The organism is Xenorhabdus sp. KK7.4 (assembly GCF_963876465.1).
Lineage (GTDB): Bacteria > Pseudomonadota > Gammaproteobacteria > Enterobacterales > Enterobacteriaceae > Xenorhabdus > Xenorhabdus stockiae.
Window position 1 is genome coordinate 1 of record NZ_CAWNQF010000061.1, and the last position, 211, is coordinate 211.

The 211-nt window shown below is 55.0% G+C and carries 1 protein-coding gene; it reads right to left on the reverse strand.

Translation table 11 applies throughout. From position 1 onward, the window contains the following. A partial coding sequence (locus tag AACS90_RS06200; RefSeq protein WP_153043724.1) for a hypothetical protein occupies positions 1 to 211 on the reverse strand: 211 nt, incomplete at both ends.

Consider the following 211-nt stretch of genomic DNA (forward strand, 5'->3'; position numbering starts at 1 on the left):
TCGGGTATCAAAGGCGAGCAGGCTGTTTAACAGATAAGCATCTTCGTGCTCCTGTAACTGATGATGGAACAGGATACCGGCCTGTAACGGCGCCAGCGGGTAGATATCCTGTACATTGGCATGGCCGCCGGTCACGGCCGCCGCAATGGTGTCAATATCAGTCTGTGACAGGGTCACCAGTGGCAACATATCGGGCGTGACGTGTGTGCAA